Origin of the sequence: Roseateles asaccharophilus (assembly GCF_031458115.1) — a bacterium.
GTDB lineage: Bacteria > Pseudomonadota > Gammaproteobacteria > Burkholderiales > Burkholderiaceae_C > Pelomonas > Pelomonas asaccharophilus_A.
In genome coordinates this window covers 163,767-189,458 of the sequence record NZ_JAVDXV010000007.1, presented here as the reverse complement: position 1 = coordinate 189,458, position 25,692 = coordinate 163,767, and the positions used below count along the sequence as shown (strand labels likewise).

At 66.8% G+C, this 25,692-nt stretch carries 28 protein-coding genes; 13 read left to right on the top strand and 15 right to left on the bottom strand.

Translation table 11 applies throughout. The features are described 5' to 3' along the window. Positions 1–52: 52 nt before the first annotated feature. The 3 genes from J2X21_RS18005 (at position 53) to J2X21_RS17995 (ending at position 4,142) form a co-directional block, all read left to right on the top strand. Positions 53–1,546, top strand: a complete 1,494-nt coding sequence (locus J2X21_RS18005) for a serine hydrolase domain-containing protein (RefSeq protein ID WP_310330896.1) — start codon at positions 53–55, stop codon at positions 1,544–1,546. A 46-nt stretch (positions 1,547–1,592) separates the two neighbouring features. Then, positions 1,593–2,960: a metalloprotease PmbA gene (gene pmbA, locus J2X21_RS18000; protein WP_310330893.1), complete on the top strand. Its 1,368-nt coding sequence runs from the start codon at positions 1,593–1,595 to the stop codon at positions 2,958–2,960. A gap of 99 nt (positions 2,961–3,059) precedes the next feature. Then, positions 3,060–4,142, top strand: a complete 1,083-nt coding sequence (locus tag J2X21_RS17995) for a TRAP transporter substrate-binding protein (protein ID WP_310330891.1) — start codon at positions 3,060–3,062, stop codon at positions 4,140–4,142. Between the two features lie 69 nt (positions 4,143–4,211). Here the strand turns inward: J2X21_RS17995 and J2X21_RS17990 are convergent, their stop codons facing one another. The 6 genes from J2X21_RS17990 to J2X21_RS17965 all read right to left on the bottom strand — a co-directional run bounded on the left by J2X21_RS17990 (position 4,212) and on the right by J2X21_RS17965 (position 8,993). Beyond that, positions 4,212–5,786, bottom strand: coding sequence for a TRAP transporter large permease (locus J2X21_RS17990; protein ID WP_310331233.1), 1,575 nt, complete (start codon positions 5,784–5,786; stop codon positions 4,212–4,214). Continuing rightward, positions 5,786–6,394, bottom strand: coding sequence for a TRAP transporter small permease subunit (locus J2X21_RS17985; RefSeq protein ID WP_310330888.1), 609 nt, complete (start codon positions 6,392–6,394; stop codon positions 5,786–5,788). The genes J2X21_RS17990 and J2X21_RS17985 overlap by 1 nt, the downstream gene beginning before the upstream one ends. 98 nt (positions 6,395–6,492) lie before the next feature. Continuing rightward, on the bottom strand, positions 6,493–6,837 hold the full coding sequence (locus J2X21_RS17980; protein WP_310330885.1) for a TIGR01244 family sulfur transferase: 345 nt from the start codon (positions 6,835–6,837) through the stop codon (positions 6,493–6,495). 9 nt (positions 6,838–6,846) lie between these two features. Further along, positions 6,847–7,293, bottom strand: a complete 447-nt coding sequence (locus tag J2X21_RS17975; RefSeq protein WP_310330884.1) for a GatB/YqeY domain-containing protein — start codon at positions 7,291–7,293, stop codon at positions 6,847–6,849. A gap of 100 nt (positions 7,294–7,393) precedes the next feature. Beyond that, positions 7,394–7,606 (bottom strand): 30S ribosomal protein S21, encoded by a 213-nt coding sequence (gene rpsU, locus J2X21_RS17970; protein WP_012346814.1) that lies wholly within the window; start codon positions 7,604–7,606, stop codon positions 7,394–7,396. A 157-nt stretch (positions 7,607–7,763) separates the two neighbouring features. Then, a complete protein-coding gene (locus J2X21_RS17965; RefSeq protein WP_310330882.1) occupies positions 7,764–8,993 on the bottom strand; it encodes a BaiN/RdsA family NAD(P)/FAD-dependent oxidoreductase in 1,230 nt (409 codons plus the stop codon). Positions 8,994–9,211: 218 nt separating this feature from the next. On the opposite strand from J2X21_RS17965, the gene J2X21_RS17960 reads away from it, so the two are divergent. Further along, positions 9,212–10,210 carry a GGDEF domain-containing protein gene (locus J2X21_RS17960; RefSeq protein ID WP_310330878.1) on the top strand — a complete coding sequence of 333 codons (999 nt, stop codon included), beginning with the start codon at positions 9,212–9,214 and terminating at the stop codon, positions 10,208–10,210. On the opposite strand, the gene J2X21_RS17955 is transcribed toward J2X21_RS17960, so the two are convergent. The 8 genes from J2X21_RS17955 to J2X21_RS17920 form a co-directional block, all read right to left on the bottom strand. Then, positions 10,207–11,019: a sulfite exporter TauE/SafE family protein gene (locus J2X21_RS17955; RefSeq protein WP_310330874.1), complete on the bottom strand. Its 813-nt coding sequence runs from the start codon at positions 11,017–11,019 to the stop codon at positions 10,207–10,209. The two genes, J2X21_RS17960 and J2X21_RS17955, sit on opposite strands and share 4 nt — an antisense overlap. Next, a complete protein-coding gene (locus tag J2X21_RS17950) occupies positions 11,016–11,474 on the bottom strand; it encodes an EVE domain-containing protein (RefSeq protein ID WP_310330873.1) in 459 nt (152 codons plus the stop codon). Before J2X21_RS17950 ends, J2X21_RS17955 begins: the two co-directional genes overlap by 4 nt. A 325-nt stretch (positions 11,475–11,799) precedes the next feature. Continuing rightward, the gene (locus J2X21_RS17945; protein WP_310330871.1) at positions 11,800–12,099 is read right to left on the bottom strand and encodes a cell division protein ZapA; all 300 of its coding nucleotides are present in this window, start codon (positions 12,097–12,099) and stop codon (positions 11,800–11,802) included. Continuing rightward, the gene (locus J2X21_RS17940) at positions 12,096–12,308 is read right to left on the bottom strand and encodes a DUF904 domain-containing protein (RefSeq protein ID WP_310330869.1); all 213 of its coding nucleotides are present in this window, start codon (positions 12,306–12,308) and stop codon (positions 12,096–12,098) included. Before J2X21_RS17940 ends, J2X21_RS17945 begins: the two co-directional genes overlap by 4 nt. Before the next feature lie 12 nt (positions 12,309–12,320). Continuing rightward, positions 12,321–12,965, bottom strand: a complete 645-nt coding sequence (gene nth / locus J2X21_RS17935) for an endonuclease III (RefSeq protein WP_310330867.1) — start codon at positions 12,963–12,965, stop codon at positions 12,321–12,323. Between the two features lie 11 nt (positions 12,966–12,976). Beyond that, positions 12,977–13,621: an electron transport complex subunit RsxB gene (gene rsxB, locus J2X21_RS17930; protein ID WP_310330865.1), complete on the bottom strand. Its 645-nt coding sequence runs from the start codon at positions 13,619–13,621 to the stop codon at positions 12,977–12,979. Continuing rightward, on the bottom strand, positions 13,618–14,949 hold the full coding sequence (locus J2X21_RS17925; protein ID WP_310330862.1) for a polyhydroxyalkanoate depolymerase: 1,332 nt from the start codon (positions 14,947–14,949) through the stop codon (positions 13,618–13,620). Before J2X21_RS17925 ends, rsxB begins: the two co-directional genes overlap by 4 nt. A 119-nt stretch (positions 14,950–15,068) precedes the next feature. Next, positions 15,069–16,256 (bottom strand): amino acid aminotransferase, encoded by a 1,188-nt coding sequence (locus J2X21_RS17920; protein WP_310330860.1) that lies wholly within the window; start codon positions 16,254–16,256, stop codon positions 15,069–15,071. 104 nt (positions 16,257–16,360) lie between these two features. Between J2X21_RS17920 and uvrB the strand changes: the two genes are divergently transcribed. From uvrB to tsaD, 9 genes are all read left to right on the top strand, one after another. Then, positions 16,361–18,490: an excinuclease ABC subunit UvrB gene (uvrB, locus tag J2X21_RS17915; protein WP_310330859.1), complete on the top strand. Its 2,130-nt coding sequence runs from the start codon at positions 16,361–16,363 to the stop codon at positions 18,488–18,490. 189 nt (positions 18,491–18,679) lie between these two features. After that, on the top strand, positions 18,680–19,213 hold the full coding sequence (iscR, locus tag J2X21_RS17910; RefSeq protein ID WP_310330857.1) for a Fe-S cluster assembly transcriptional regulator IscR: 534 nt from the start codon (positions 18,680–18,682) through the stop codon (positions 19,211–19,213). Positions 19,214–19,239: 26 nt separating this feature from the next. Then, the gene (locus J2X21_RS17905; RefSeq protein ID WP_310330854.1) at positions 19,240–20,460 is read left to right on the top strand and encodes an IscS subfamily cysteine desulfurase; all 1,221 of its coding nucleotides are present in this window, start codon (positions 19,240–19,242) and stop codon (positions 20,458–20,460) included. 23 nt (positions 20,461–20,483) lie between these two features. Beyond that, positions 20,484–20,876, top strand: coding sequence for a Fe-S cluster assembly scaffold IscU (iscU, locus tag J2X21_RS17900; protein WP_310330852.1), 393 nt, complete (start codon positions 20,484–20,486; stop codon positions 20,874–20,876). Positions 20,877–20,879: 3 nt separating this feature from the next. Next, entirely contained in the window at positions 20,880–21,203 is a 324-nt protein-coding gene (iscA, locus tag J2X21_RS17895; RefSeq protein WP_057299626.1) for an iron-sulfur cluster assembly protein IscA, read from the top strand. A gap of 61 nt (positions 21,204–21,264) precedes the next feature. Next, complete coding sequence (gene hscB, locus J2X21_RS17890; RefSeq protein WP_310330851.1) at positions 21,265–21,783, top strand: Fe-S protein assembly co-chaperone HscB; 519 nt, start codon at positions 21,265–21,267, stop codon at positions 21,781–21,783. Between the two features lie 5 nt (positions 21,784–21,788). Next, a complete protein-coding gene (hscA, locus tag J2X21_RS17885; protein ID WP_310330850.1) occupies positions 21,789–23,633 on the top strand; it encodes a Fe-S protein assembly chaperone HscA in 1,845 nt (614 codons plus the stop codon). A gap of 8 nt (positions 23,634–23,641) precedes the next feature. Next, on the top strand, positions 23,642–23,980 hold the full coding sequence (gene fdx, locus J2X21_RS17880; protein WP_310330849.1) for an ISC system 2Fe-2S type ferredoxin: 339 nt from the start codon (positions 23,642–23,644) through the stop codon (positions 23,978–23,980). Next, positions 23,977–25,020: a tRNA (adenosine(37)-N6)-threonylcarbamoyltransferase complex transferase subunit TsaD gene (gene tsaD, locus J2X21_RS17875; RefSeq protein ID WP_310330848.1), complete on the top strand. Its 1,044-nt coding sequence runs from the start codon at positions 23,977–23,979 to the stop codon at positions 25,018–25,020. Before fdx ends, tsaD begins: the two co-directional genes overlap by 4 nt. On the opposite strand, the gene J2X21_RS17870 is transcribed toward tsaD, so the two are convergent. Then, entirely contained in the window at positions 25,017–25,406 is a 390-nt protein-coding gene (locus J2X21_RS17870; protein WP_310330846.1) for an Hsp20/alpha crystallin family protein, read from the bottom strand. The two genes, tsaD and J2X21_RS17870, sit on opposite strands and share 4 nt — an antisense overlap. Between the last annotated feature and the right edge of the window lie 286 nt (positions 25,407–25,692).

Sequence of the window (25,692 nt, the reverse complement as noted above, 5' to 3'; positions counted from 1 at the left end):
GCCGTGTTCGGGCGAGGCCTGATATTGTCGCCCACCCTGTTTCGGTGCCCTCATGAATCACGTCTCACGCCTGTTGTTGCTCGGTTGTGCTTCGGTTGTTGTCAATGCCCATGCGTCCGGGCAGACCACCGTGCAGGAGCGGGTCTGCGCGCAGCAGCCCGGCGCCGCGGCGCGGCGTGTGGTGTTCGAGCAGGGCATGACGCCCAGCGTGGTGTTCGAGGGCGAGACGCAGCCGCAGCCGCTGGGCCAGCGCATGGCGGAACAGCGCGTGCCGGGTCTGGGCGTGGCGGTGATACGCGCGGGCCAGCTGGACTGGAGCGCCGTCTACGGCGTGCGCGCGGCGGGCAAGCCGGCGGTGTCGTGCGCCACCTTGTTCCAGGCCGGCTCGCTGGCCAAGCCGGTCACCGTCTTTGCGGCGCTGCGCCTGGCCGATGCCGGACGGCTGGATTGGGACCGTGACGTGGACGCGCTGCTGCGCAGCGTGCGCCTGCCGGCCGGCAAGCAGAGCGCCGAGCATCCGGTGACGCTGCGCCACCTGTTTGCCCACACGGCGGGCATCACGCCGGGCGGCTATCCCGGCTACGCGCAGGGCGGCCCGGTGCCGTCGCCGGTCGACATCGCCAGCGGCGCGGCCGGCGCCAACACGCCGCGGGCTGAGGTGGTGGATAGGCCGGGCGCCAACCTGCGCTATTCCGGCGGCGGCTACACGCTGGCGCAGATAGCGCTGCAGGACACGCAAGGCCTGGCGTTCGAGCCGCTGATGCGGCGCTGGCTGTTCCAGCCCGTGAAGCTCAGTGCGGCGACGTTTGCGCTACAGCAGGCCACGGCCCGTGGCGACATTGCCGAGGGACACGCCGGTGACGGCTCGCCGGTGCCGGGCGGCTGGCTGCATCTGCCGGAGAGCGCCGCGGCCGGCTTGTGGTCCAGCGCGAGCGACCTGGCCCAGCTGCTGACGGAGGTCTGGAAGGGCTATCACGGCCGCAGTGCCGTGTTCCAGCAGGCCAGCATGCGCGCGCTGCTGGATGCGACGCCCGTCTACGGTCACGTCTATGGCTTTCGCCTGATGGGCGAGGGCGATGCGCGCTTTCTGGTGCATTACGGCGGCACCACCGGCTACAACGCCGGCATGGTGCTGAACCTGCGCACGGGCGATGGTGCGGTCTACCTGGCCAACGGCGAGGGCGGCCGCGGACTGGGCGGCGAGGTGCTGGCCTCGCTGGCGCGTGCTTATGGCTGGTCGCAGTTCCAGGAGACGCGTGTGCGGCGCGCCGCCGTCGAGGCCGCGGCCGTCGAGGGGCTCGGCGGGCGCTACGCATTCGGCGCGTCCGGGCCGCGCGTCGTCGTCGAGCGGGCGCAGGCCGAGCTGACGCTGGTCTTCCCCAACGGCGACCGCTACGTGCTGACGCCCATCGCGGCGCCCGAGCCGCTGCAGTTCATCCATGCTGGCAGCGGCGTGCGGGCCGGCTTTATGCGTGGTGCCGATGGCGCCGTCACGTTGCAGCTCTACGGCCAGCAGGGCGTGCGGGAGCCGGACGCCAAGCCGTGATTTCCCGAGGCCTATGATTGCCGTCCACCCCGATTCAGTGCCTTTCATGTCCCACGCCCAAGACGGTTTCGCCTACAGTCCCGCGCAGTTCCAGCAGTGGATCGCAGATGCCCTCGCCGAGGCGAAGAAGTTGGGCGCCAGCGATGCCGGCGCCGAGGTGTCGGAGGGCTGCGGTCTGTCGGTCTCGGCACGGTTGGGCCAGCTGGAGAACGTGGAGCGCAACCGCGACAAGTCGCTGGGCATTTCGGTTTACCTGGGCCAGCGCCGCGGCAACGCCAGCACGTCGGACTTCTCGGCCCAGGCCATACGCGACACGGTGCGCGCGGCCTACGACATCGCGCGCTTCACGGCCGAGGACGAGTTCGCCGGCCTGCCCGACGCGGCCGATCTGGCGCTGGACGCCGCCCAGCGGCCGGAGCTGGACCTGTTCCACCCCTGGGCCGTCGATGCGGCCACCGCTGCCGAGATCGCGCTGCGCTGCGAGGCGGCGGCGCTGGGCGTGGACAAGCGCATCACCAACAGCGAGGGCGCGGCGGTGTCGGCGCAGCAGTCGCATTTCTGGATGGGCAACACGCGCGGCTTCAGCGGCGGCTATGCCAGCTCGCGCCATTCCATCTCGGTCGCGCCCATCGCCGGCCGTGGCAACGACATGCAGCGCGACGCCTGGTACAGCTCCATGCGCGACGCCGCCGACCTGGCTTCGGCCGAGGCTGTGGGCCGCTACGCCGCCGAGCGCGCGCTGTCGCGCCTGAAGGCACGCAAGGTCGCGACGGCCGAGGTGCCGGTGCTGTTCGAGAGCACGGTGGCCATCGGCCTGCTGGGCGCGCTGGTGCAGGCCACCAGCGGCGGCGCGCTGTACCGTCGCACCAGCTTCCTGCTGGACAGCCTGGGCAAGCCGGTCACGGCCTCGCACGTCGACATCAGCGAGGACCCGCATGTGAAGAAGGGCAAGGGCAGCTCGCCGTTCGACGACGAGGGCGTCGTCACGCGGGCGCGCTCCGTCGTGCAGGGCGGCGTGCTGCAGGGCTATTTCTTGTCCAGCTACTCGGCGCGCAAGCTGGGCATGCAGACCACCGGTCACGCCGGCGGCTCGCACAACCTGCGCATGACCAGCCGCGCGACGGCGCCCGGGGATGATCTGGCGACGATGGTGCGCCGCCTGGGGCGCGGCCTGCTGGTCACTGAGCTGATGGGGCAGGGCGTCAACTACGTGACCGGCGACTACTCGCGCGGCGCCAGTGGCTACTGGGTCGAGAACGGCGAGATCGCCTACCCGGTGCATGAGGTCACCATCGCCGGCAACCTCAAGGACATGCTGCAGAACATCGTCGGCATCGGCTCTGACGAGTACTCGATGGGCACCAAAACCGTGGGCTCCGTGCTGGTCACCGGCATGAAGCTGGCGGGGAACTGACACCCGCTGCGCACGGGTAAGCACGGGTCCGGTGCGGCCCGGCGCGCTTCCTAGAATCGGCCAGCTTTTTTGTAGCAAACCCGATAACAGGAGACCCTCATGGAACGCCGTTCCTTCGTCCGCCAGGCCGGCCTCGCCGGCGTGCTGGCCGCCGGTGCCGCCCCGGCCATCGTGCAAGCCCAGGCGCAGGTGCGCTGGCGCCTCGCGTCGAGCTTCCCGAAGTCGTTGGACACCATCTTCGGCGCCGCCGACGTGTTTGCGAAGAAGGTCTCGGAGATGACCGGCGGCAAGTTCCAGGTCTCGGTGCATGCGGGTGGCGAGATCGTCCCCGCGCTGCAGGTCGTTGACGCGGTTCAGGCCGGCACGGTCGAGATCGCGCACACCGCGCCGTACTACTTCTTCGGCAAGGACGAGACCTTCGCGCTGGGCTGCGCCATCCCCTTCGGCCTGAACAGCCGCCAGATGACGGCCTGGATGGTGGAAGGCAACGGCCTGAAGCTGATGCGCGACTTCTATCGCAACTACAACATCATCAGCTTCCCCGGCGGCAACACCGGCGCGCAGATGGGCGGCTGGTACCGCAAGGAGATCAAGAGCATCGCCGACATGAAGGGCCTGAAGATCCGCATTGGCGGCTTCGCCGGCCGTGTCGTCGAGCGCCTGGGCGCGGTGCCGCAGCAGATCGCCGGCGGCGAGATCTACTCCGCGCTGGAGAAGGGCACCATCGACGCCGCTGAATGGGTAGGCCCGTACGACGACCAGAAGCTGGGCTTCAACAAGGTTGCGCCCAACTACTACTACCCGGGCTGGTGGGAAGGCGGTCCGCAACTGGACTTCTTCATCAACACCAAGGCCTACGACTCGCTGTCGGCTGAATACAAGGCTGTTGTTGAAGCCGCGTCGGCGCTGGCCCATGTCGAGATGCAGGCCCGCTACGACGCCAAGAATCCGGCTGCGCTGAAGCAGCTGGTGGGCTCGGGCACCAAGCTGTTCAAGTTCCCCAAGGACGTCATGGAAGCGGCCTTCAAGGAGTCCATGGCCATCTACGCCGAGCTGTCGGCCAAGAACCCGAACTGGAAGAAGGTCTACGAGGACTACGCCAACTTCCGCCGCGACCAGAACCTGTGGTTCCGCTTCGCCGAGGCCGGCTTCGACGACTTCATGCAGAACCAGAAGCTCTGACCTGAGTAGCGCGCCGCAGCAAAGCAAAAGCCCCGTGATGCGGGGCTTTTTTCATGGGCGCTTGAAGCGCTACTTCTTGCTGTTCTCTTCGAGCATGCGGCGCAGCGCCTCCGACTCGTCGACGGGCGCCGACGCGCTGGGCGCCGCCGAGGCCGCGGGCTCGGGCGCGAACAGCTTGCTGGCGTCGTCGGCGCTCATGTCGCTTCCCGATTTGTCGTTGGGGTTGCTCATCTGCTGCAGCAGCTCCGACGCCTGGTTCATGTCCACGGCCTTTTCCTTGTCCAGGAAGGCGGTCACCGTCTGCGGGAAGAAGATGACGATGGCCACCAGCACCAGCTGCATGAACACCCACGGGATGGAGCCCATGTAGATGTCCTTGGACTCCACCTTGCGCGGCAGCGCGCCGTTCTTGAACAAGGTGTCCGAGATGCCGCGCAGGTAGAACAGCGCGAAGCCGAACGGCGGGTGCATGAAGCTGGTCTGCATGTTCACGCACAGCATGACGCCGAACCAGACGAGGTCGATGCCCATCTTGTCGGCCACCGGGCCCAGCAGCGGCAGGATGATGAAGGCGATCTCGAAGAAATCGAGGAAGAAGGCCAGGAAGAAGATGAACAGGTTGACCGCGATCAGGAAGCCAATCTGACCGCCGGGCAGGTCGCTGAGCATGTTCTCGATCCAGTGGCCGCCTTCCACGCCTTGGAACACCAGCGAGAACGTGCGCGAGCCGATCAGGATGAACACCACCATCGCGGTGATGCGCATCGTGCCCTTCATGGCTTCCTTGACCAGCGGCCAGGACAGGCGCTTGTGGATGCCGGCCAGGATGAAGGCGCCCACCGCGCCCATCGCGCCGGCTTCGGTCGGCGTGCAGATGGCGGTGTTGATGCCCGGCAGGCCGCCCATGGAGCCCAGCACGGCGAAGATCAGGATGGCCGACGGGATGATGCCGCGCAGGCACTTGGCCCACAGCGCCCAGCCCTGCAGCGTGCGTGCCTCCTTGGGCACGCCCGGCACGTGGTGCGGCTTCACGCGGCTCAGCACGAAGGTGTAGAGCGCGAAGATCAGCACCTGCAGGATGGACGGGCCCCAGGCGCCCTTGTACATGTCGCCCACCGAGCGGCCCAGTTGGTCGGCCAGCACCACCAGCACCAGCGAGGGCGGCACCAGCTGCGTGATCGTGCCGGACGCGGCCAGCACGCCGGTCGCGTAGCGCATGTTGTAGCCGTAGCGCATCATGACCGGCAGCGAGATCATCGCCATCGCGATGACCTGCCCCGCCACGGTGCCGGTGATGGCGCCGAGGATGAAGCCGACAATGATGACCGAGTAGCCCAGGCCGCCGCGCACGGGGCCGAACAGCTGGCCCATGGAGTCCAGCATGTCTTCCGCGAGGCCGCATTTCTCCAGCAGCGCGCCCATCAGCGTGAAGAAGGGAATGGCCAGCAGCAGCTCGTTGGACAGGATGCCGAACACGTTCTGCGGCAGCGCGCTCATGAACTCCGGCGGGAACCAGCCCTGGCTGACCGCGAAAAAGCCGCAGGCCAGGCCCAGCGCCGCCAGCGAGAACGCGACGGGGAAGCCGATCAGCATGATCACGATCAGCCCCGCGAACATCAGCGGGGGGAAATGCTCCATCGAGATCATTGCAGCGGCCTCTCGTAATGCGTGTCCATTTCGTAGCGGTGCGCCAGCCAGGCGACGCGCTTGATGATTTCGGACACGCCTTGCAGCGCCACCATCGCGAAGCCCAGCGGCAGCGTCAGCACGGCCGGCCAGCGGATCAGGCCGCCGGCGTTGCTGGACACCTCACCGGTGGTCAGCAGCTTGGCGAAGTAGCCCGTGAAGCCCAGGCTGGCGATGGAGTCACCCGCGCCCATGCCCGTGCTGAGCTTGACGATGAACAGTCCCCAGGACAGCCAGGCCATGTAGCAGATGACCGGCAGCAGGAAGAACACCAGGCCGAACAGGTCCACATAGACCTTGCCATGGCCCGTCAGGCGGCTGTAGACCAGGTCCACGCGCACATGCTCATTCAGCCGCAGCACCTGCGAGGCACCCAGCATCACGCAGACGGCGAACAGATACCACTGGATCTCCAGGAAAGAGTTGGAGGAGTAGTCCAATGTGTAGCGGACGACGGCATTGGCAGCACTGATGAAGCACGACAGCAGCACGGCCCAGGCGGCAAGCGTGCCGAAGCGGTCGTTCAGGCCGTCAATGCGCCGCGCCAGGGAGAGCAGGGCGTTCATGGAGGGAGGCGGTAATGCAAAAGCGGTCGCCAATGTAGCGACCGCCAGAGGGGCGACGGCTTCGTTGGGCCGTCGTTCAGGGAAAGCCCCGAGGGGGTTCAGCCGAGTTGCTGCGCCTGCACGAACAGACGGGTCGAGCGCGCACCGGAGCGGCAGAACACCAGCAGCGGCCGCGGCAGTTCTTCCAGCAGCTGCGCGAACGCGGCGATCTCCTCGGGGGACTGGTAGCCGCCGGCCACGGGCAGGTGGCGGTATTCAAGACCGGCGGCCTCGGCGGCGGCCTGGATGGCGGCCGACGTGGGCTGGTCAGGCCCGTGCTCGAAGTCCGGGCGGTTGTTGACCACGCTCTTGAAACCCGCGGCCGCGGCTTCGGCCATGGCCTCGGGCGTCAGTTGAGGGGCCACGCAGATGTCGGGCGTCAGCGCTTGCAGGGGCAGGCTCATGGGGGCTCCTTACTTGGCCAGCGCGGCCTTGACCGCAGCGGACATCGTGCTCATCTCGGCGGAATTGCCCAGGGCGGCCTTCGCGGCGGCCATGACCTTGCCCATGTCGCCGGGGCCGGTGGCGCCCAGCTCGGCCACGATGGCGGCGACCTTCTCGGCCACGGCCTCGGCGGACAGGCGTTCGGGCAGGTAGACCTGCAGCACGGCCAGCTCGGCGGTCTCCTTGGCCACCAGGTCGTCGCGGCCGGCCGCCGCGAACTGGCCGATGGAGTCCTTGCGCTGCTTGATCAGTTTGTCGACGATGGCCACGAGGCCGGCGTCGTCCACGACGATGCGCTCGTCCACTTCCTTCTGCTTCACGGCGGCCAGCAGGCCCCGGATGGTCAGCAGGCGGTCGGCTTCCTTGGCGCGCATCGCGGCCTTCATGTCTTCGGTGATGCGGTCTTTCAGGCTCATGGGGAAATCCGGTTCAAAAAGACAAAAACCCGCGACAGCGTCCTGTGGCGGGTTTTGGAGTTCACCGGAACGCAAGGTTCCGGATCGCGTCAGAGGCCGATCAGTACAGCTTCTTGGGCAGCTGCATGCTGCGAACGCGCTTGTAGTGGCGCTTCACGGCGGCAGCCTTCTTGCGCTTGCGCTCGGCGGTGGGCTTCTCGTAGAACTCGCGGGCGCGCAGTTCGGTCAGCAGGCCCAGCTTTTCGATGGTGCGCTTGAAGCGACGCAGGGCGACGTCGAACGGCTCGTTTTCCTTGACGCGGATGGTGGTCATGTATTTCCTTCAGATTGCGCTCGGTGTTCGCGGCTTCAGTATCAGCAGCAGGTTCCGGATTGCTGCATCACCTTGTGATGCCTGCGAATCGACGCGCGGGGTTTGCTAGCAAAGCCGGGGATTGTAGCCGGGAAATCAAGGACTTGCCAAGATTTGCTCAGGCCCCGACTGAAGCATCGCTGGAAGCGGCCGCCATGGCTGCCGCGCAGGCGGCGGCGCTGGCCCAGGCCCACTGGAAGTTGTAGCCCCCCAGCCATCCCGTAACGTCGACAACCTCGCCGATGAAGTACAGGCCTGGAACCCGTTTGCTCTCCAGCGTCTGCGAGCTGAGATCGCGTGTGGACACGCCACCGCGCATCACCTCGGCCTTGCGCCAGCCTTCGTCGCCGCTGGGCATCAGCTGCCATTCGTGCACGCTGCGCCCCAGCCGCTGCAGGTCGGCGTCGCGGCATTCGGGCAGCGCCCGGCCTCCGTCCAGCCCCGAGCGCTCCAGCCAGGCCGCAGCCAGTCGTTGCGGCAGGCGGGCGCCGAACTCGTTGCCCAGTTGCCGGCGCGACGAAGTCTTGGCTTCCACCAACTCCTGCTCCAGCCGCAGCTCGGGCGCTAGGTTGATCTGCAGAGCCTGGTCGGCGGCGCGGTAGCTGGAGATTTGCAGAATGGCCGGGCCGCTGAGGCCGCGGTGCGTGAACAGCAGGTCTTCCAGGAAGCGCATGCGTTGCTTGCCGCTGCCGCAAGACACCTCGACGGGCAGCGACAAGCCGGCCAGTGCGGCGAACGGCGCCCAGGCGTCGGCGTCGAAGGTCAGCGGCACCAGCGCGGGCCTGGGCTCCACGATGGCGTGCTCGAAGCGCTTGGCCAGGCGCAGCCCCCAGTCGCTGGCGCCGATCTTGGGCACGGGCAGGCCGCCGGTGGCCACCACCACGCGCAGTGCGCGCACGGGCCCCTGGCTGGTGTCGAGTTCGAAGCCGCCGTCGGGCAACGGGCGCACGTCCGCCACCGTGCAAGGCTGCCAGCGCGTGACGCCGCCGGCTTCGCACTCTTTGAGCAGCATCTGGATGATCTGCTCGCTGGAGTCGTCGCAGAACAGTTGGCCCTTGTGCTTCTCGTGAAAGGCGATGCCATGGCGCTGCACCAGCTTGATGAAGTCCTGCGGCGTGTAGCGTGCCAGCGCCGAGCGGCAGAACGCCGGGTTCTCGGACAGGAAGTTGGCCGGTCCGGCTTCCCGATTGGTGAAATTGCAACGCCCGCCGCCCGAGATACGAATTTTTTCGGCCAGCCGCAAGTCGTGATCCACCAGCAGCACGCGCAGGCCCGCCTGCCCGGCCAGCCCCGCACAGAACAGGCCCGCCGCGCCCGCCCCTACCACCACCACATCGAATCCCTGCATAAGCCTCCCGTCCAGGGGGCTGATTGTCGCGGGCGGTGGGGTTGAAACTCTGTAGGATGGCTGCCAGCTGATCCGACGGGCGTCTTAGGGGGGAGGCCCGATTCGTGGGGTGAGCTGGCCTTGCTGGCCGTGCTCGCGCCCCACTACAGTCCCTTGACACAGGGCAAGCCCGGTTCCCCGCCGTTGGCACGTGATCGCATTCAAACGATTCCATGGACATGACCGATCCCTCGTCGTCGCAGCCCGCAAGCTTGGCGCAATGGCTGGCCGGGCATGCCGAACTGGGCGGTGAGGCACTGGCCGGGCTGGTCGCGCTGATCGAGCCGCTGGGCAGCCAGGCCGCAATCAAGGCCGCTGCCAGCGGGCGCTATGTGTTCGCCAGCGCCGGCCTGGCTCACATGTTCGAGTGTGAAGTCGTCGTGGGTCATACCGACGCCGAGCTGCTGAAGGCCGACGAGACCACGGCGCTGCGGCGCGTGGAGCAGACGGTGATGGCGCAGCGCCATCCGGTCGTGTCGGAGCACAAGCTGGAGATCAAGGGCCGGCGGCGTGAGTTCAGCGTCACGCGGCTCGCACTGGGGCAGGACTTCCTGCTGTCCGTCTGGCACGAGCGCACCGAGGAGCGCCATCGTGAATCGCAGTTGCAGCGAGCGCTGGGTCAAATAGAGCAGCAGCAAAGTGCCATCGAACAGATCCGCCGCGAACTGCAGCATGGCTCGGGCCGCGACGAGGTTTCCGGTCTCTACCTGCGGCCGCAATTCGACGATCAGTTGCTGCGCGAGATCGACCTGTCATCGCGCGAGCACCGCGAGTTCGCGCTGGTGGTCATCGCGCTGGACGCGTCACCCGCCATCGCTGAGCTGGGCGATGAGGCGCAACAGCGCCTGCTCGAGGGCATAGGCCGCATGCTGCGCGCCAACACGCGCGCCATGGACTCGGCCTGCCGCATTGGCGCGCAGCGGTTTGCCGTACTGTTGTCGGGTGTGGGCCTGGCGACGGCGCATGCGCGCATGGAGCAGTTGCGCCGGCAGTGCGCCGCGCAGATCGTCGTGCTGAATGGTCAGGACCTGGGTCTGTCTATCTCCATGGGCGTGTCCAGCTTCCCGCACACGGCGTCGCGCCAGGACGAACTGATGGCGGCCAGCGAGAACGCCGTGCACGAAGCCCAGCGCCGCGGTGGCAACCAGGTCGTGCTGGCCTCCATCGCGTTCAGCTAGAGCTCGCTGAAGCCCTTCCAGAGCATGTAGGCGGCGAGCGCGAACAGCAGCGTCGCGAAGGCCTTTTTCAGCTGCGAGACGTCCATCGCGTGAGCGGTTCGGGCACCCAGCGGCGCCATCGTCACGCTGGCGGCGGCAATCAACGCCAGCGCCGGCAGGTACAGATAGCCGACGGCGCCCGGTAATGCGGGCTCCATGCCCCATCCGCCTACGACGTAGCCCAGCGTGTTGGCCACCGCGATCGGAAAGCCGAGCGCGGCGCTGGTGGCCACGGCCAGATGCACTGGCACGTTGCACCAGACCATGAAGGGCACGCTGACGAAGCCGCCGCCGGCGCCCACCAAGCCCGACAGCAGGCCTATGCCCGAGCCGGCGCAGAACTGGCCCGTGGCGCCAGGCATCTGGCGGCTGGGAGCGGGGCGCTTGTTGCGCAGCATCTGCCAGCCGGAGAAGCTGACGAAGGCGCCGAACACCAGGGCCAGCCAGGCGCCTTTGAGCAGCGCGAACAGGCCGGCGCCCGCCAGCAGGCCGCCGGCCAGGATGCCCGGCGCCAGTCCCTTGACGAGGTCCCAGCGCACGGCGCCGCGCTTGTGATGGGCGCGCACGCTGGACAGCGATGTGAACATGATGGTGGCCATGGACGTCGCGATGGCCATCTTCACGGCCATGCCCGGCTCGACACCGCGCTGGCTCAGGATGAAGGTCAGGAAAGGCACCAGCAACATGCCACCGCCTATGCCCAGCAGCCCGGCAAGAAAGCCGGCTGCAAGACCCAAGGCCAGCAGTTCGGCGGTGAGGCCGGCGGTCATGCCTGGCGCAGCCGCTTCAGCACGGCCTGCCACTCGGCGGGCGTGACGGGCGTGATCGACAGCCGGCTGCCGCGCTCCAGCACGCGCATGGAGGCCAGTTCGGGCGCCTCGCGCATTTCCTTCAAGCTCAGCAGACGCGTCGTCTCACGCCAGCGCACGTCCACATGCACCCAGCGCGGTGCCTCGGGCTTGGACTTGGCGTCGTAGTAATGGCTGCTGGTATCGAACTGCGTCGCGTCCGGATAGGCCGCCCTGCAGACCTCGGCGAGGCCAGCGATACCGGGCTCGGGGCAGGACGAGTGATAGAACAGAACACCGTCGCCTAACCGCATGTCATCGCGCATGAAGTTGCGCGCTTGATAGTTGCGCACGCCGGTCCAGGGGAGGGTGCCGGCCTTCTGCAGATCGAGGATGGAGGCCTCGTCGGGCTCGGACTTCATCAGCCAGTAGCGCATGGCACCTCTGCTTGGATAAGACGTAGTGCCTTACCCAGCGGAACTCGCGGAACTGGCTTTGCCAGGCCGCTGAGTTCGCCCCCTTGAGGGGGCCGGCGAAGCCGGTAGGGGGTGGGCTCGTGAATAGGGGTGTCCACCGCAATCCTGGGGGCCGAGATCCTGAACACCCAGGGGTAATCAGGTGGGCGAAGTCAGCCGGACTTCGGGTTCATCTGACGCGAGACGCTCACGCCCGTCCGGAATTTTCCAAGCCCTTGCTCATAGAGCATCGGATGAAGGAAATAAAGCCCCAGAGGAAAGCGATGGACGGGGTGTATTTTAAGGCCTACAGCAGCTGTCCGTCGTGTCCCAGCGCTTCATCCAGGCGCTTGATGAGGGCATCGACATCGGGGCTTGCAACAGGCGCCAGGGCCGGAGTCTCACGCGGCGAGTCGGCGAGCTGATAGGCCAGGTTCAGCGCGGCCAGCACGGCGATGCGCTCGCGTGCCTTGACCTTCCCGGCATCGCGGATGGCGCTCATCTCGCGGTCTACCTGTGCCACCGCGGCGGTCAGCGCCGCTTCACCACCGGCCGGGCAGCCCAGCAGGTAGCTCTGGCCCATGATGGTCACTTCCATCTGCTTCATGGCTGGTCTTCCTTGGGCGTGTCGACGGGCAAGCGCTCCAGCAGCGCGTCGACGCGTGCGCGCGCCGCGTTGAGGCGCGAGCGCAGGCTGTCGCGCTCCTGCGTGATGGCGGTGAGCTGCACCTGCAGCAGCAGGTTGGTGCGCAGGATTTCGTCGTGACGCAGGAGCAATCGCTCCACGCGGTCGGTCAGGTCGGTCAGGCTGGCCATGGATGAGGGGTGTCAGGCAACTGCGGATTTTAGGGCGCGGCCGTAGTCGCACTCCTGAATCACCGCACAGACGTTGCACAGCGGCTTGCGCGCCTGACAGACATAGCGGCCGTGCAGGATCAGCCAGTGGTGGGCGTCGACGAGATAGGCCTCGGGCACCCCCTGGAGCAAACCCAACTCGACGGCCAGCGGTGTCTTGCCCGGCGCCAGGCCGGTGCGGTTGCCGACGCGGAAGATGTGCGTGTCCACCGCCATCGTGGGCTCGCCGAAGGCGACGTTGAGCACGACGTTGGCCGTCTTGCGGCCCACGCCGGGCAGGGCTTCCAGGTCGGTGCGCGAGCGAGGCACTTCGCCGCCATGCAGGTCGATCAGCATCTGGCAGGTCTGCAGCAGGTGCTTGGCCTTGCTGCGGTACAGGCCGATGGTCTTGATATGAGCTTCAAGGCCTTCGGTGCCCAACGCGAGGATTTCAGCCGGCGTGTTGGCGACGGCGAAGAGCTTGCGCGTGGCCTTGTTGACGCCCACGTCGGTGGCCTGGGCTGACAGCAGCACCGCGGTCAGCAACTCGAACACGCTGGAGAACTCCAGCTCTGTCTGCGGCGCCGGGTTCGCGGCTTTCAGGGTGGCGAAGAAGCGTTCGATCTGCGCGGCGTTCATGCTGCGCATTGTCAGGTCCGTTTCGCGCGGGCGCGGGCGAGTGCGGCTTCGATGGCGGCACGCTTGCGATCCAACTGTGCGGCGTCGGTGATGGCTGACGCGGCGGGCAGGTCGGCCAGCTTGGCTTGCGCCTTGGCGGCCAGGCGGGCGTCGTTCTCCTGGGCCTCGCGGTGGCGGCGGAACTGCTTGAATACATAGCGCTCGCGGGCCTCGTCGGCCTGTGGCTGGCTCCACGCGGCCCAGCCGGTGGCGGTCGTCAACTCGGGCAGCGTGATGCAGTCCACCGGACAGGCCGGCACGCACAGCTCGCAGCCCGTGCACTGGGCCGCGACCACCACGTGCATGGCCTTGGGCGCGCCGACGATGCAGTCCGCCGGGCAGGCCTTGATGCACAGCGTGCAGCCTATGCACCAGGCCTCGTCGATGACGGCGACGCCGCGCGTGGCTTCGATGCCATTGACGGGGTTCAGCGGCAGCACGGCGCGGCCGGTGAGTGCCGCGAGTCGTTCAACGCCTTCGGCGCCGCCGGGCGGGCATTGGTTGATCTCGGCTTCACCCGCCGCGACGGCGTCGGCGTAGCCGCGGCAGTCCGGGTAGCCGCAGCGGGTGCATTGGGTCTGCGGCAGTGCGGCGTCGATCAGGGCCGCGAGGCTCACGCTTTGCGGGTGCTGCGCGTGCGCTTGGCCGCGGGCTTGGCGCTGGCCTTCACGGGGGCGGCCTTGGCCGTCTTCTTCAGCGGCGAGGCTTCATAGGTGGCGATGAAGTCACGCACCTGCGGGTAGGCGTGCTCACGCCAACGGCGGCCGGAGAAGATGCCGTAGTGGCCCGCGCCGATGACGTCGTAGTGGAACTGGTGCTGCTTGGGCACGCCCGCGCACAGGTCATGGGCGGCCTTGGTCTGGCCGGCGCCGGAGATGTCGTCCAGCTCGCCTTCGACGGTGAGCAGGGCCGTGGTCTTGATGTCCTGCGGGCGCACGAAGGCGCCGTCGACTTCCCAGGTGCCGTTGACCAGCGCGAAGTCCTGGAACACGGTCTTGATGGTGTCCAGGTAGTACTCGGCCGGCATGTCCAGCACGGCGTTGTACTCGTCGTAGAAGCGGCGGTGCGCCTCGGCGCCTTCGTCGTCGCCGCGCACCAGGTCCAGGAAATAGTCGTAGTGCGAGGACAGGTGGCGGTCCGGGTTCATCGCGACGAAGCCGGTGTGCTGCAGGAAGCCCGGGTAGACCTCGCGGCCGGCGCCGGGGAAGTTGGTCGGCACGCGGTAGATGACGTTGTTCTCGAACCAGCTGTAGCTGCGGTTCATGGCCAGATTGTTGACGGCCGTCGGGCTCTTGCGGGCGTCAATGGGGCCGCCCATCATGGTCATGCTGCGGGGCGTTTCCTCGCCGGCCGAAGCCATCAGCGAGATGGCCGCCAGCACCGGCACCGTGGGCTGGCAGACGGAGATGACGTGGCAGTCCGCGCCACCGACGTGGCGGATGAACTCCTGCACGTAGCGGATGTAGTCGTCCAGGTGGAAGGGGCCGACGTCCAACGGCACCATGCGCGCGTCGGTCCAGTCGGTGATGTAGACCTTGTGGTCCTTCAACAGTTGCTTGACGGTCTCGCGCAGCAGCGTGGCGTGGTGGCCGGACAGCGGCGCCACGACCAGCACGGTGGGCTGGTCCTTCATCTTGGCCAGCACGGTCAGGTCGTCGGTGTAGCGCTTGAAGCGCAGCAGGCGGCAGAAGGGCTTTTCCAGCGCCACCAGTTCCTGCACGGCGACGTCGGCGCCATCCACCTCGACGGACTTGATGTCGAACTCGGGCTTCTCGTAGTCCTTGGCCAGCCGGTGCATCAGGTCCAGCCCGGCCGACAGGCGCTGCGCCATCGGTGTGTGCGCGAACGGCGATAGCGGGTGGCTGTAGAGCTTGGCCGATGCGGCGGCAAACTCGGAGAACGGGCTGAGCAGCGCGCGCTGGGTTTCGAAGAGCTGATACAGCATGACCGGCCTTGGACGAGGGACTGGATGCGCCAATAGTGCCAGAAAACGCTTGCGGCCTTGTGCGCTGCAACATGGGATTGGCGGTCAAACCGCCAATCCTTGGCACTTCAACGGTGCATTCAGCCCTTGATGACGGCCGCCATGCCGGCGGCCACGACGGGCAGATTGCCCTCGTTCAGTGCGGCCACGCAGATGCGGCCGGAGTCCACGCCGTAGACGCCGAACTCGCTGCGCAGGCGCTGCATTTGGGCGGCGGTGAGGCCCGAATAGCTGAACATGCCCAGCTGTTCGGTGACGAAGCCCAGGTCTTGCGTGACGCCGGCGGCCTTCAGCGCCTCGACCAGCGCACCGCGCATGGCCTTGATGCGCACGCGCATACCGGCCAGCTCTTCTTCCCACAGGCCGCGCAGCCTGTCGTCGGACAGTACGGCGGCGACAACCTGCGCACCATGGGTGGGCGGGTTGGAGTAGTTGGTGCGGATCATGATCTTCAGCTGCGACAGCACGCGGGCGGCCTCGTCGTCGCTGGTGCAGACCACGCTCAGCGCGCCCACGCGCTCGCCGTACAGCGAGAAGCTCTTGGAGAAGCTGGTGGACACGAAGAAGCCGATGCCGGCGGCCAGGAACTGGCGCACGGCCTCGCCGTCTTCCTTCAGGCCGAAGCCGAAGCCCTGGTAGGCCATGTCCAGAAAGGGTGTCAGGCCCTTGGCCTTGACGACGGCCACCACCTCGCCCCATTGGGCAGCGGTGATGTCGTAGCCGGTCGGGTTGTGGCAGCAGGCGTGCAGCACGACGACGGTGCCGGCCGGGGCAGCATTCAGCGCGGCCAGCATGCCGGCGAAGTTGATGCCCTTGTTGGCGGCGTCGTAGTACGGATAGGTCTCGACGGTGAAGCCGGCCTGCGTGAACAGCGCGCGGTGGTTTTCCCAACTGGGGTCGGAGATCAGCACCTTGGCGCCGGGGTTCAGGTGCTTCAGGAAGTCGGCGCCGATCTTCAGCGCGCCGGTGCCGCCCAGCGCCTGTACGGTGGCCACATCCTTGCGCTCGGCGCCGAACACCAGCTTCTGCACGGCCTTGTCATAGGCGGCGATGCCGTCGATGGGCAGATAGCCGCGCGGCTTTGGGGTGGCGGCGATGGCGGCTTCGGCTTCCTGCACGCATTTCAGCAGCGGCAGCTTGCCGTTGGCGTCGTAGTAGACGCCGACGCCGAGGTTGACCTTGCCCGGGCGGGTGTCGGCATTGAACTGCTCGTTCAGACCGAGGATGGGATCACGGGGGGCGAGGGCGACGTCGGCGAACAAAGACATGACGGATTCCTGAATAGGCGTTGGCAGCAGGGGGAGGGCGGTCAGCGGGGTACTGCGCTTAAGCTGACGGGTTGCGCAAGCAGAGATTTTCCCAGGATTCCCCCATGCAAGACGCCCTGAACGCCCAGACCGCCTCCGACGGGGACACCGAGGAACGCAAGGGCGAATTCGTCAGCTTCGAAGGCTCCCCGTTCCAGCTGTTCCAGCCTTTCCCTCCGGCGGGGGATCAGCCCACGGCCATCGCTCAGCTTTGTGAGGGCATCAACGATGGCCTCAGCTACCAGACGCTGCTGGGCGTGACCGGATCGGGCAAGACCTTCACGATGGCGAACGTCATCGCCCGCCTGGGGCGGCCGGCCATCGTCTTCGCGCCCAACAAGACACTGGCCGCGCAGCTGTACAGCGAGTTCAAGGATTTCTTCCCCAAGAACGCCGTCGAGTACTTCGTCAGCTACTACGACTACTACCAACCCGAGGCCTATGTGCCGCAGCGCGACCTGTTCATCGAGAAGGACAGTGCGATCAATGAGCACATCGAGCAGATGCGCTTGAGCTGCACCAAGAGTCTGCTGGAGCGGCGCGACGTGGTCATCGTGGCGTCGGTCTCGGCCATCTACGGCATCGGCTCGCCGGCGGACTACCACCAGATGGTCATGACGCTGCGGGTGGGCGACAAGATAGGGCAGCGCGATGTCATCGCGCACCTGATCCGCATGCAGTACACGCGCAACGAGATGGAGTTCAGCCGTGGCCACTTCCGCGTGCGCGGCGACACCATCGACGTGTTCCCTGCCGAGCACTCGGAGCTGGCCATCCGCATCGAGCTGTTCGACGACGAGATCGAGGCGCTGTCGCTGTTCGACCCGCTGACCGGCCAGGTGCGGCAGAAGATCCCGCGCTTCACCGTCTACCCCAGCAGCCATTACGTGACGCCGCGTGAGCGCGTGCTGGCGGCGGCCGACGCGATCAAGCAGGAGTTGCGTGAGCGCGTCGAATTCTTCGTCAAGGAAGGCAAGCTGGTCGAGGCGCAACGCGTGGAGCAACGCACCCGCTTCGACCTTGAAATGCTGCAGGAGGTGGGTCACTGCAAGGGCATCGAAAACTACACGCGCCACCTGTCCGGGGCCGAGCCTGGCGACCCGCCGCCCACGCTGGTGGACTACCTGCCCAAAGATGCCGTCATGTTCCTGGACGAGAGCCATGTGCTGATCGGCCAGTTCGGCGGCATGTACAACGGCGACCGGGCGCGCAAGACGACGCTGGTGGAATACGGCTTCCGCCTGCCATCCGCGCTGGACAACCGGCCGCTGAAGTTCGCCGAGTTCGAGCGCAAGATGCGCCAAGCCATCTTCGTGTCGGCCACGCCGGCCCAGTACGAGCAGGACAACGCGGGTCAGGTGGTCGAGCAGGTCGTTCGGCCCACCGGGCTCGTGGACCCCATCGTCGAGGTGAGGCCGGCTACGCACCAGGTGGACGATGTGCTGCAGGAGATCCGCCTGCGCGTCGAAGCCAACGAACGCGTGCTGATCACCACGCTGACCAAGCGCATGGCCGAGCAGTTGACCGACTATCTGAGCGACAACGGCGTCAAGGTGCGCTACCTGCACTCGGACGTCGATACGGTGGAGCGCGTCGAAATCCTGCGCGACCTGCGGCTGGGCGCCTTCGACGTGCTGGTGGGTATCAACCTGCTGCGCGAGGGCTTGGACATCCCCGAGGTGTCGTTGGTGGCCATCCTGGATGCGGACAAGGAAGGCTTTCTGCGCGCCGAGCGCAGTCTGATCCAGACCATAGGCCGGGCCGCGCGCAACCTGAACGGCAAGGCCATCCTGTACGCGGACAAGATCACCGAGTCCATGCGCAAGGCCATCGGCGAGACCGAGCGCCGCCGCGCCAAGCAGATCGCCTTCAACGAGGCCAACGGCATCACGCCGCGCAGCGTGCAAAAGCGCATCAAGGACCTGATCGATGGCGTCTACTCGGAAGAGGCGGGCCGTGACGAGGCGAAATTGCTGGCCGCCGCCAAGGTCGAGGACTTGTCCGAGAAGGATCTGGCCAAACGTATTGCCCAGCTGGAAAAGCAGATGCTGGAGCACGCCCGCAACCTGGAGTTCGAGAAGGCCGCGCGGCTGCGCGACCAGCTGGCCCAGCTGCGCGAGCAGGCCTTCGGCGCCCGCGTGCACGACAACATCGTGCCGCTGGACGCCGCCCGCAAGGGCGCAGTGCCTCGCTGACGCTGCTGCGTCGCAGCAAAAAAACCTGCCGAAACCTAGGGGCTAGGCAGTAACCCTGGGATGGGCTCGATTAGTCGAGTAAAATCATCGGAAATGATTCGCTCGGCTATTGTCCTTGCCATCCCGGGTTAACCCCGAATCAAACGGCCTGGACAAATCGGGTTCAGGCATCTCGCAAAGGAGTTTCGTATGCGTCTCACCACCAAAGGCCGGTTTGCAGTCACCGCGATGTTGGACTTGGCGCTGCGCGAGAATACCGGCCCCGTGGCCCTGGCGGCGATCAGCCAACGCCAGCAGATTTCGCTGTCCTACCTGGAGCAGCTGTTCGGCAAGCTGCGCCGCCATGAACTGGTGGAATCCACCCGCGGCCCGGGCGGCGGCTACTCCCTGGGCCGCAAGGCCGAGGACATCACCGTCGCCGACATCATCGTCGCCGTGGACGAGGCGCTGGACGCCACCGGCTGCGGCGGCAAGGAAAACTGCATGGGCGAGGACAGCGGCCGCTGCATCACCCATGAACTCTGGACCAACCTGAACGCCAAGATGATCGAGTACCTCGACAGCGTCTCGCTGCGCAAGCTGGCCGACGAGCAGCTGGCCAAGGGTTTCGAGGTCGAGGCGGCGCCCATCAAGCGTGCCATCTCCAGCCAGCCGGTACTCAAGCCCATCCGCGTGACGGCGCCGAACTCGGTGTTTGCGCTGGGCGGCGCGTTCAGCAAGTAAGAAGAACCAAGAAAAGTAGTCGTTCCATGGACATGACCCCGCACTTCCCGATCTACCTCGACTACGGCGCGACGACGCCGTGCGACCCCCGCGTGGTGGACGCGATGATTCCCTGGTTGCGCGAGCACTTCGGCAACCCGGCATCGCGCAGCCACGCCTGGGGCTGGGAAGCGGAAGAGGCGGTGGAGCGTGCCCGTGAGCAGGTGGCTCAACTCATTGGTGCCGACCCGCGCGAGATCGTGTGGACCTCCGGTGCGACCGAGTCCAACAACCTGGCACTGAAGGGCGCGGCGCAGTTCTACAAGACCCGCGGCAAGCACCTGATCACGGTGAAGACCGAGCACAAGGCCGTGCTCGACACCATGCGTGAGCTGGAGCGCCAGGGTTTCGACGTGACCTATCTCGACGTGCTGGAAAACGGCCTCGTCGACCTGGAGGCCTTCAAGGCCGCGCTGCGCCCGGACACCATCCTGGCCTCGGTCATGTACGTGAACAACGAGATCGGCGTCATCCAGGACGTCGTCGCGCTGGGCACCATCTGCCGCGAGCGCGGCATCATCTTCCACGTCGATGCGGCCCAGGCCACCGGCAAGGTCGAGATCGATTTGGCCAAGCTGCCCATCGACCTGATGAGCCTGGCGTCGCACAAGAGCTACGGCCCCAAGGGCATCGGTGCGCTGTACGTGCGCCGCAAGCCGCGCGTGCGTCTGGAAGCGCAGATGCATGGCGGCGGCCACGAGCGCGGCATGCGCTCCGGCACGCTGCCGGTGCACCAGATCGTCGGCATGGGCGAGGCCTTCCGCATCGCCCGCGAGGAGATGGGCGCCGAGAACGAGCGCATCCGTGCGCTGCACAACCGCCTCATCAAAGGCCTGTCGGGCATCGAGCAGACCTTCATCAACGGCGACCTGGAACAGCGCGTCCCGCACAACCTGAACATCTCGTTCAACTACGTTGAGGGCGAGTCGCTCATCATGGGCGTGAAGGGCCTGGCGGTGTCGTCGGGCTCGGCCTGCACGTCGGCCAGCCTGGAGCCCAGCTACGTGCTGCGCGCGCTGGGTCGTTCGGACGAACTCGCGCACAGCTCGCTGCGCATGACCATCGGCCGTTTCACGACCGAGGAAGAGATCGACTACGCCATCAGCGTGCTGACCGACCGGGTCGCCAAGCTGCGCGAACTGTCGCCCCTGTGGGACATGTTCAAGGACGGCATCGACCTCAGCACGATCAAGTGGGCGGCTCACTGAGCGCCCTAGCAAGGAGAACTTTCATGGCATACAGCGACAAGGTCGTAGACCACTACGAAAACCCCCGCAACGTCGGCAAGTTCGACAACGGCGACGACGATGTCGGCACCGGCATGGTCGGCGCCCCGGCTTGCGGCGACGTGATGAAGCTGCAGATCAAGGTGAACCCGGCGACAGGCCTCATCGAGGACGCCAAGTTCAAGACCTACGGCTGCGGCTCGGCCATCGCCTCCAGCTCGCTCGTGACCGAGTGGGTGAAGGGCAAGAGCCTGGACGAAGCGCTGACGATCAAGAACACGCAGATCGCCGAAGAACTGGCACTGCCGCCCGTCAAGATCCACTGCTCCATCCTGGCCGAAGACGCCATCAAGGCCGCGGTGGACGACTACCGCGCCAAGCACGCGCAGACCGCCTGAGCCATGTCCGTCACGCTGACCGAAGCTGCCGCCCGCCACGTGAAGCGCTACATCGCCAAGCGCGGCAAGGGCGTGGGTGTGCGCCTGGGCGTGAAGACGACGGGCTGCTCGGGCCTGGCCTACAAGCTGGAGTACGCGGACGACGTGGCGCCCGAGGACGTGGTCTTCGAAGGCCATGAGGTCAAGATCCTCATCGATCCCAAGAGCCTCCCCTACCTCGACGGCACCGAGCTGGACTTCGTGCGCGAAGGGCTGAACGAAGGCTTCAAGTTCCGCAATCCGCGCGAGAAAGACAAGTGCGGCTGCGGCGAGTCCTTCCGTGTCTGAGATTCGCTGACTCGACAACAGGCGCGGTGTGAACCGCGCCTTTTGCTTTTTCAACCTCGCCATGCGCCTGACCGACAACGACTTCCAGCTCTTCGGCCTGCCTGAAACGCAGGCCCAGGACGGTGCTGCCATTGCGACGCGCTGGAAGGCATTGCAGGCCGAGGTGCACCCGGATCGCTTCGCTGCTGAGGGCGCTGCGGCCCAGCGCGTAGCGATGCAGTGGGCCATGCGCGTGAATGAAGGCTATCAACGGTTGAAGGATCCCTTGAAGCGCGCCGCGTACCTGTGTGAACTGCGTGGTGCGCCGGTGGGTGCCGAAACCAACACGGCGATGCCCGCGGCTTTCCTGATGCAGCAGATGGAATGGCGCGAGTCGCTGGACGACGCGAGCAGCGAGTCCGCGCTGGAAGCGCTCGACGATGATGCGGCTCGGGCCGAAGCCGCGGCGCTGGCGCAAGCCCAGCGCTTGCTCGACGACAACAACGACGCGCCGGCAGCCGCCGCGCAGGTGAGGGCGCTGATGTTCATCCAGCGTTTCCGCGCCGACATCGACCAGCGCCTTGCCGCGCTGGACGCCTGAACACCATGGCCCTGCTTCAAATTTCCGAACCCGGCGCGTCGCCCGACCCGCACCAGCGTCGCATTGCCGTCGGTATCGACCTCGGCACGACGCACTCCCTCGTTGCTTCCGTGCGCCACGGTGTGGCCGAATGTCTGCCCGACGAGCAAGGCCGCGTCATCCTGCCGTCCGCCGTGCGCTACCTGCCCGAAGGCCGGCGCCAGATCGGTGCCGACGCGCTGGCCGCGCAGGCCGAGGACCCCGAGAACACCATCGTCTCGGTCAAGCGCTTTATGGGCCGGGCCTTCGCCGACATCGCGAATCGCGAGCATCTGCCTTACCAGTTCGAGGACCGCCCCGGCATGCTGGCCATCGCGACGCGCGACGGCGTGAAGAGCCCCGTCGAGGTCTCGGCCGAGATCTTGGCGACGCTGCGCTTCCGCGCCGAAGACAGCTTCCTGGACGACTTGTTCGGCGCCGTCATCACCGTGCCGGCCTATTTCGACGACGCCCAGCGCCAGGCGACCAAGGATGCCGCCGAACTGGCCGGCCTCAAGGTGCTGCGCCTCATCAACGAACCCACGGCTGCAGCCATCGCCTACGGCCTGGACAACGCCGCCGAAGGCCTCTACGCGGTCTACGATCTGGGCGGCGGCACCTTCGACATCTCGCTGCTGCGTCTGGCGCGCGGCGTGTTCGAGGTCGTGGCGACCGGCGGAGATGCCGCGCTGGGTGGGGACGATTTCGACCGCGTGCTGGCCGACTGGGCGCTGGGTGATCGTGCCGTCGCGTCCGCTCACGACAAGCGCGCAGTGCTGATCGCTGCACGAGCTGCCAAGGAGGCGCTGTCCGACGCCGACGCCACTGAGCTGGTCGCCGCGCTGGATGCCGGCGAACTGCGCGTGACCATCACGCGCGCCCAGTTCGAAGAGCTGGCCCAGCCGCTGATCGCCAAGACGCTGTCGTCGGTGAAGCGCGTGCTGCGTGATGCCAAGGTCAAGGCAGCCGATGTGCAGGGTACGGTCATGGTCGGCGGGTCCACGCGCATGCCGGTCGTGCGCCGTGCCGTCAGCGAACTGTTCGGTCGCGAGGTGTTGACCAACCTGAACCCCGACGAGGTCGTCGCCCTGGGTGCCGCCGTGCAGGCCAACCAGCTCGCCGGCAATGCGGCCGATGGCGAGATCCTGTTGCTGGACGTCATCCCGCTGTCCCTCGGTCTGGAAACCATGGGCGGCCTGGTCGAGCGCGTCATCGAGCGCAACTCGACCATCCCCGTCGCCAAGGCGCAGGACTTCACGACCTTCAAGGATGGTCAGACGGCGCTGGCCGTGCACATCGTCCAGGGCGAGCGCGAGCTGGTCAGCGAGTGCCGTTCGCTGGCCCGCTTCGAGTTGCGCGGCATCCCGCCGATGGCGGCCGGTGCAGCGCGCATCCGCGTCAGCTTCCAGGTCGATGCGGACGGGCTGCTCAGCGTGTCCGCCGAAGAGCTGACCTCGGGTGTGCAGGCGGCCATCACCGTCAAGCCCAGCTATGGCCTGGCCGACGAAGAGATCGCCCGCATGCTGAAGGATGGCTTCTCCAGCGCCGATGCGGACATGGCCGCCCGCAAGCTGCGCGAGGCGCGTGTCGAGGCCGAGCGCATGGTGCTGGCCACGCGCAGCGCGCTGGCCGCCGACGGCGACCTGCTGCCCGAAGCCGAGCGCGAGGCGCTGGAAGCCCGCCTGTCCGCATTGGCGGCCATGACCGACGATGCCGATGCCATCGACGCCGCCGTGAAGGCCCTCGCCGAAGCGACCGAAGGCTTTGCCGCCGAACGCATGAACCGCTCCATCGCCCGCGCCCTGACCGGCCGCGATGTCAGCCAGCTCTGAGATTCACCATGCCCGTCATCAAGATCCTTCCGCACGCCGAGTACTGCCCCGAGGGCAAGACGATCAGTGCTGAACCCGGCACGTCGATCTGCGAAGCGCTGCTGGCCAACCACGTCGACATCGAGCACGCCTGCGACCAGGTCTGTGCCTGCACGACCTGCCACGTCATCGTGCGTGAAGGCGGCCGTTCGCTTTCCGAGATGGAAGAAGACGAGGAAGACATGCTGGACCGCGCCTGGGGTCTGGAGCCCGACTCGCGTCTGTCCTGTCAGGCCTTGCTGCGCCAGCAGGACGTGACGGTCGAGATCCCCAAGTACTCGATCAACCACGCCAAGGAAGGCAAGTGAGCTCCGTCCAGCGCATCCTCGGTTTTGAGTCGTCCTGCGACGAGACCGGGGTCGCGCTTGTCGAAGTGGCCGGCGATGCGCCGCCGCGATTGGTGGCGCAGGCGCTGCACAGCCAGATTTCGATGCACCAGGCCTATGGCGGTGTGGTGCCCGAGTTGGCGTCGCGCGACCATGTGCGCCGCGTGCTGCCGCTGACGCGCGAGGTGTTGTCGCAGGCCGGGCTGGCGCTGCATGACGTGGAGTTGATCGCCTACACCCAAGGCCCTGGCCTCGCGGGCGCGTTGCTGGTCGGCGCCGGTGTGGCCGTGTCGCTGGCCGCCGCGCTGGGCGTGCCGGCGTTGCCCATCCATCACCTGGAAGGGCATCTGCTGTCGCCGTTCCTGTCGGCCGACCCGCCGGAGTTCCCGTTTGTCGCGCTGCTTGTCAGCGGTGGCCACACGCAGCTGATGCGGGTGGACGACGTAGGTTCGTATGAGATCCTCGGCGAGACCATCGACGACGCGGCTGGCGAAGCCTTCGACAAGAGCGCCAAGCTGCTAGGCCTGCCTTACCCGGGCGGTCCGCACCTGGCCCGCATGGCGGAGTTTGGCAATCCGGAAGCGTTCGAACTGCCGCGCCCGCTGCTGCACAGCGGCAAGCCGGATTTCAGCTTTGCCGGCCTGAAGACGGCCGTGCTGACGCAGGTGAAGAAGATTGGCGACTCGCCTTGCGAGCAGACCAAGGCTGACCTGGCCGCGTCTACGCAGCAAGCCATCGTTGATGTGCTGGTGAAGAAGTCGCTGCTGGCGCTGAAGGAGACAGGCCTGAAACGCCTTGTCGTCGCCGGCGGCGTTGGCGCAAATGCCAAGTTGCGCGAGCAGTTGAACGCCGCCTGCGCGAAGCGGGGTGTGCGCGTGCACTACCCGGAGCTGTCCTTGTGTACCGACAACGGCGCCATGATCGCGATGGCCGCCGCGCTGCGGGTGCAGCGCGGCATGGCCAGTCCGAGGCAGGACGGCGGCTTCGAAGTCCGCGCCCGCTGGGATCTTTCGGCGGCTTAGAGGATTGCCAGCTCGCCGCCGTTCTCGGCAACGCGCTTGACCAGCGTCAGCGTCAGCACGCCGTTCTCGAAGCGCGCCTGCGATTGACCCTGGTCGATCTCGACCGGCAGCGAGAAGCTGCGGGCATAGCTGGCGGCGCGGCGCTCGCGGTACAGCACGCGGGAACCATCGGTCGGTGCGGCGGCTTCCGAGCTGACGGTTTCGATGTGCACACGGCGGCCTTCGACGCGGACCTTGACGGCCTCCTTGGCGACGCCGGGCATGTCCACCGTCACGTTGTAGGCCTTGTCATCTTCGCTGACGTCCAGGGCCGGCGTGCGGGTGGTGTCGGCATCGAACTGGCGCAGGGCGCGGACGACTTGGCGGGGGTGGGTCAGGTAGAACATGGGGGATCAACTCCGTTGGTTTGCGCTGCTGAACCAGTCGGGAGCAGCACCCGATGAACCCGAGATAGGGCGGCCGAAAAGCGCTTCAAGAGGCCTTTTCGCGTTGCGGCAGAGAAGTCACGCATTTGCAGGTCAGGACGGTTTTGGCCCTTGAAACCCTCGGTGGCAGGCCTTACTTCCGCTCGCTTGGGCCGCGCGGTTTGAGGCTCCTGCCGCTTTGAGCTAGAATCCGCAGGTTTTGCGCGCCGCAAGGTGTGCAGAACATCAGCACGGCTCGGGGCGGTTT

Coding starts and splice junctions, on each gene's coding strand:
- J2X21_RS18005 (WP_310330896.1), top strand. CDS start 53: ATGAATCACGTCTCACGCCTGTTGTTGCTCGGTTGTGCTTCGGTTGTT.
- pmbA (WP_310330893.1), top strand. CDS start 1,593: ATGTCCCACGCCCAAGACGGTTTCGCCTACAGTCCCGCGCAGTTCCAG.
- J2X21_RS17995 (WP_310330891.1), top strand. CDS start 3,060: ATGGAACGCCGTTCCTTCGTCCGCCAGGCCGGCCTCGCCGGCGTGCTG.
- J2X21_RS17985 (WP_310330888.1), bottom strand. CDS start 6,394: ATGAACGCCCTGCTCTCCCTGGCGCGGCGCATTGACGGCCTGAACGAC.
- J2X21_RS17980 (WP_310330885.1), bottom strand. CDS start 6,837: ATGAGCCTGCCCCTGCAAGCGCTGACGCCCGACATCTGCGTGGCCCCT.
- J2X21_RS17975 (WP_310330884.1), bottom strand. CDS start 7,293: ATGAGCCTGAAAGACCGCATCACCGAAGACATGAAGGCCGCGATGCGC.
- rpsU (WP_012346814.1), bottom strand. CDS start 7,606: ATGACCACCATCCGCGTCAAGGAAAACGAGCCGTTCGACGTCGCCCTG.
- J2X21_RS17965 (WP_310330882.1), bottom strand. CDS start 8,993: ATGCAGGGATTCGATGTGGTGGTGGTAGGGGCGGGCGCGGCGGGCCTG.
- J2X21_RS17960 (WP_310330878.1), top strand. CDS start 9,212: ATGACCGATCCCTCGTCGTCGCAGCCCGCAAGCTTGGCGCAATGGCTG.
- J2X21_RS17955 (WP_310330874.1), bottom strand. CDS start 11,019: ATGACCGCCGGCCTCACCGCCGAACTGCTGGCCTTGGGTCTTGCAGCC.
- J2X21_RS17950 (WP_310330873.1), bottom strand. CDS start 11,474: ATGCGCTACTGGCTGATGAAGTCCGAGCCCGACGAGGCCTCCATCCTC.
- J2X21_RS17945 (WP_310330871.1), bottom strand. CDS start 12,099: ATGAAGCAGATGGAAGTGACCATCATGGGCCAGAGCTACCTGCTGGGC.
- J2X21_RS17940 (WP_310330869.1), bottom strand. CDS start 12,308: ATGGCCAGCCTGACCGACCTGACCGACCGCGTGGAGCGATTGCTCCTG.
- nth (WP_310330867.1), bottom strand. CDS start 12,965: ATGAACGCCGCGCAGATCGAACGCTTCTTCGCCACCCTGAAAGCCGCG.
- J2X21_RS17925 (WP_310330862.1), bottom strand. CDS start 14,949: ATGCTGTATCAGCTCTTCGAAACCCAGCGCGCGCTGCTCAGCCCGTTC.
- J2X21_RS17920 (WP_310330860.1), bottom strand. CDS start 16,256: ATGTCTTTGTTCGCCGACGTCGCCCTCGCCCCCCGTGATCCCATCCTC.
- uvrB (WP_310330859.1), top strand. CDS start 16,361: ATGCAAGACGCCCTGAACGCCCAGACCGCCTCCGACGGGGACACCGAG.
- iscR (WP_310330857.1), top strand. CDS start 18,680: ATGCGTCTCACCACCAAAGGCCGGTTTGCAGTCACCGCGATGTTGGAC.
- J2X21_RS17905 (WP_310330854.1), top strand. CDS start 19,240: ATGGACATGACCCCGCACTTCCCGATCTACCTCGACTACGGCGCGACG.
- iscU (WP_310330852.1), top strand. CDS start 20,484: ATGGCATACAGCGACAAGGTCGTAGACCACTACGAAAACCCCCGCAAC.
- iscA (WP_057299626.1), top strand. CDS start 20,880: ATGTCCGTCACGCTGACCGAAGCTGCCGCCCGCCACGTGAAGCGCTAC.
- hscB (WP_310330851.1), top strand. CDS start 21,265: ATGCGCCTGACCGACAACGACTTCCAGCTCTTCGGCCTGCCTGAAACG.
- hscA (WP_310330850.1), top strand. CDS start 21,789: ATGGCCCTGCTTCAAATTTCCGAACCCGGCGCGTCGCCCGACCCGCAC.
- fdx (WP_310330849.1), top strand. CDS start 23,642: ATGCCCGTCATCAAGATCCTTCCGCACGCCGAGTACTGCCCCGAGGGC.
- J2X21_RS17870 (WP_310330846.1), bottom strand. CDS start 25,406: ATGTTCTACCTGACCCACCCCCGCCAAGTCGTCCGCGCCCTGCGCCAG.